At 73.5% G+C, this 234-nt stretch carries 1 protein-coding gene; it reads left to right on the forward strand.

Features of this window, described 5'->3' with window-relative positions; all coding sequences use genetic code 11:
• Positions 1–234 (forward strand): SpnB-like Rossmann fold domain-containing protein (locus ACSC1Q_RS43285; RefSeq protein ID WP_436764560.1); only part of this gene is annotated, 234 nt, incomplete at both ends.

Here is a 234-nt window from a genome sequence, read left to right on the forward strand (position 1 = left end):
GCGCGAGGCGTTGGGTGTGGTGCGGGGGTGGCTGGCCGAGGAGCGGTTCGCGTCCTCGCGGTTGGTGCTCGTGACGCGGGGCGCGGTGGCGGTGTCCGAGGGTGAGGATGTGGATCCGGCGCGGGCGGCGGTGTGGGGTCTGGTGCGGGCGGCGCAGGCGGAGCAGCCGGGCCGGTTCGTGTTGCTGGATGTGGACACCGAGTCCCTTGACGAGGGCACGATCGGTCAGGCGCT

This window comes from Streptosporangium heterodermiicola, assembly GCF_051390675.1.
In the GTDB taxonomy this organism is placed as follows: Bacteria; Actinomycetota; Actinomycetes; order Streptosporangiales; family Streptosporangiaceae; genus Streptosporangium.